The 3,636-nt window shown below is 66.5% G+C and carries 3 protein-coding genes; all 3 read left to right on the plus strand.

Translation table 11 applies throughout. The features are described 5' to 3' along the window. Positions 1–409: 409 nt before the first annotated feature. Positions 410–1,642, plus strand: coding sequence for a 3-methyl-2-oxobutanoate dehydrogenase (2-methylpropanoyl-transferring) subunit alpha (locus EN781_RS28470; RefSeq protein WP_126057335.1), 1,233 nt, complete (start codon positions 410–412; stop codon positions 1,640–1,642). A gap of 2 nt (positions 1,643–1,644) precedes the next feature. Continuing rightward, a complete protein-coding gene (locus EN781_RS28475) occupies positions 1,645–2,658 on the plus strand; it encodes an alpha-ketoacid dehydrogenase subunit beta (protein ID WP_126057336.1) in 1,014 nt (337 codons plus the stop codon). Positions 2,659–2,672: 14 nt separating this feature from the next. Beyond that, the coding region (locus EN781_RS28480; protein ID WP_145965678.1) for a dihydrolipoamide acetyltransferase family protein at positions 2,673–3,636 on the plus strand (964 nt) is incomplete at its 3' end.

The raw sequence follows: 3,636 nt of genomic DNA on the forward strand, positions 1-3,636 counted from the left end.
GATGGAACGGCGGACGAAGACCCTCGCTCTCCCACGGGCTTCAAGGCCCAAAGATGCTCCGGTCTCTCGTCCGCCACCGCACCTGCTGCAATAGCAGAGTCGGCACGGGACAAGTTACAAAGGTGCCGGCAGGCAGGTGAGGGGCAGCACTGGCCTCGACAGTTACCCGAACGCCTACGTGGTCCGGGCATTTCAAGCTCTTGCGCCAGACCGGTCACAGCCATTCGCCAAATTGCGTGGCGGGCGAAAACATCGACAAGAAATTTCGCCGTCATATCTGCATCTTGTCGCCAGCGCGCCGTATCGGCCTTGATCAGCCGAGAAGCCGGGGGACGGCCCGTCATCTGGCCGATGAATTAGCGGCGCGGATGTGCAACTATCGCACCGGCAACATTGGAGGACGTAGGTCATGGCCGATGCTGGAATGTTGCGGTTCCATGTTCCCGAGCCCGAGGTGCGGCCGGGTGGCACGCCCGATTTCTCCAATGTGACCATCCCCAAGGCCGGATCGGCGCCGCGACCGGAGATCGACGTCGATCCGCGCACCATCCGCGACATGGCGTTCTCGATCATCCGCGTGCTCAACCGCGACGGCGAGGCGGTCGGGCCGTGGGCCGGGCTGCTTTCCGACCAGGAATTGCTCGAGGGCCTGCGCCATATGATGACGCTCAGGACCTTCGACGCGCGCATGCAGATGGCGCAGCGCCAGGGCAAGACCTCCTTCTACATGCAGCATCTCGGCGAGGAGGCGGTGAGCTGCGCCTTCCGCAAGGCGCTGGCCAAGGGCGACATGAACTTCCCGACCTACCGGCAGGCCGGGCTGCTCATCGCCGACGGCTACCCGATGGTCACGATGATGAACCAGATCTATTCCAACGAGGCCGATCCGCTGAAGGGCCGGCAGTTGCCGATCATGTATTCGTCGAAGGAGCACGGCTTCTTCTCCATCTCCGGCAACCTAGCGACGCAGTACATCCAGGCCGTTGGCTGGGCGATGGCTTCGGCGATCTCCAACGATTCGCGCATCGCCGCCGCCTGGATCGGCGACGGCTCGACGGCGGAGTCCGATTTTCATGCAGCGCTCGTGTTCGCCTCGACCTACAAGGCACCGGTGGTGCTCAATGTCGTCAACAATCAGTGGGCGATCTCGACCTTCCAGGGCATTGCGCGCGGCGGCTCCGGCACTTTCGCGGCGCGCGGCCTCGGCTTCGGCATCCCCTCGCTGCGCGTCGACGGCAACGACTATCTCGCCGTCCACGCGGTGGCGAAATGGGCGATCGAGCGGGCGCGCCGCAATCTCGGGCCGACGCTGGTTGAATATGTCACCTACCGGGTCGGCGCACATTCGAGCTCGGACGATCCGTCCGCCTACCGACCGAAGGCGGAGTCCGACGCCTGGCCGCTCGGCGACCCGATCGTGCGGCTGAAGAACCATCTCATCCAGCGCGGCGTCTGGTCGGACGAGCGCCATGCCCAGGCGGAAGCCGAAATCCTCGAGACGGTGATCGCCGCGCAAAAGGAGGCCGAGAGCCACGGCACGCTGCACGCCGGCGGCAAGCCGTCTACGCGCGACATGTTCGAGGGCGTCTATGCCGAGATGCCGCCGCATCTCAGGCGACAGCGCCAGCAGGCGGGGGTCTGACCATGCCCAGACGGACCATGATCGAGGCGATCCGCGACGCCATGGACGTGTCGATGGGGCGCGACGAACGCGTCGTCGTGTTCGGCGAGGATGTCGGCTTCTTCGGCGGCGTCTTCCGCTGCACGCAAGGCCTGCAGGCCAAATACGGCAAGAGCCGCTGCTTCGATGCGCCGATCAGCGAAGCCGGCATCGTCGGCGCCGCCATCGGCATGGCCGCCTATGGGCTGAAGCCCTGCGTCGAGGTGCAGTTTGCCGACTATGTCTATCCGGCCTACGACCAGATCGTTTCGGAGGCGGCGCGGCTGCGCTATCGCTCGAACGGCGACTTCACCTGTCCGATCGTGGTCCGCATGCCGACCGGCGGCGGCATCTTCGGCGGCCAGACGCACAGCCAGAGCCCGGAAGCGCTGTTCACCCACGTCTCCGGCCTGAAGGTCATCGTGCCGTCCAACCCTGCCGACGCCAAGGGGCTGCTGATCGCGGCGATCGAGGATCCCGATCCGGTGATCTTCCTCGAGCCGAAGCGGCTCTACAACGGTCCGTTCGACGGCCACCACGACCGTCCGGTAACGCCGTGGTCGAAGCATGATCTGGGCGAGGTTGCCGACGGCCACTACACGGTGCCGCTCGGCAAGGCGGCGATCCGCAGGCAGGGCGCCGCGATCACGGTGCTCGCCTACGGCACGATGGTCTATGTCGCCGAGGCGGCGGCCACGGAGACCGGCATAGACGCCGAGATCATCGATCTGAGGACGCTGCTGCCGCTCGATCTCGACACGATCGTCGCCTCGGTGACGAAGACCGGACGCTGCGTGGTGGTGCACGAGGCGACGCTGACCTCGGGCTTCGGCGCCGAGCTCTCGGCGCTGGTGCAGGAGCACTGCTTCTACCATCTGGAAGCGCCGGTCGTGCGCGTCGCCGGCTGGGACACGCCCTATCCGCATGCGCAGGAGTGGGACTACTTTCCCGGCCCGGCCAGGGTCGGCCGCGCGCTCGTCGAAACGCTGGAAGCTTGAAGGGAGGCCTGACCATGGGCGAGCACGTCATCAAGCTGCCGGATGTCGGTGAAGGCGTCGCCGAGGCCGAGCTGGTCGAATGGCATGTGAAGGTCGGCGACCTGGTGCGCGAGGACACGGTGCTGGCCGCGGTGATGACCGACAAGGCGACCGTCGAGATTCCCTCGCCGGTCGACGGCGAGATCCTGTGGCTGGGCGCCGAGATCGGCGACACGGTGGCGATCGGCTCGCCGATCGTGCGGCTGAAGGTTGCGGGCGAGGGCAATGTGAAGCCGCAGAGCGATGCGGCGGAAGAGGCCATCAAGGCCGAACCGCCAGCCAAGCTCCCAACCCCGAAACCCGAGGCCGCTCCGGCGAGCCCGAAGGCGCAGTCAAAGGCCGCCGAGCCGAAAGCGAAGCCGGCGCCCGCTCCCGCAAATGGGGCGGCACGGAACTTGGTTTCCGGCGCGCCGCGTCCCGAAGGCGAGAAGCCTTTGGCCTCGCCCGCCGTCCGGCTGCGCGCCAGGGAAGCCGGCATCGACCTCAGGCAGGTCGCGGGTTCCGGCCCGGCCGGCCGCATCGGCCATGAGGATATCGAGGCGTTCCTGGCGCGCGGGCCGCAGGTCGCCAAAACCTCCGGTCTTGCTCGCAAGGACAATGTCGAGGACATCAAGGTTATCGGGCTGCGGCGCAAGATCGCCGAGAAGATGGCGCTCGCCAAATCGCGCATCCCGCACATCACCTATGTCGAGGAGATCGACGTCACTTCACTGGAGGAGCTGCGCGCGACGCTGAACAAGGAAAAGCGGCAGGACCGGCCGAAGCTGACGCTGCTGCCGTTCCTGATGCGGGCGATGGTCAAGGCGATCGCCGACCAGCCGAGCATCAACGCGATCTTCGACGACGAGGCCGGCATCATCCACCAGCATGGCGGCGTCCATATCGGCATCGCCGCGCAGACGCCGTCCGGGCTGGTGGTGCCGGTGGTCAAGCATGCCG

Origin of the sequence: Mesorhizobium sp. M4A.F.Ca.ET.090.04.2.1 (genome assembly GCF_003999085.1) — a bacterium.
Lineage (GTDB): Bacteria > Pseudomonadota > Alphaproteobacteria > Rhizobiales > Rhizobiaceae > Mesorhizobium.

Excerpts from the sequence above, each read along its gene's own strand:
- EN781_RS28470 (WP_126057335.1), top strand. The coding sequence starts at position 410 with ATGGCCGATGCTGGAATGTTGCGGTTCCATGTTCCCGAGCCCGAGGTG.
- EN781_RS28475 (WP_126057336.1), top strand. The coding sequence starts at position 1,645 with ATGCCCAGACGGACCATGATCGAGGCGATCCGCGACGCCATGGACGTG.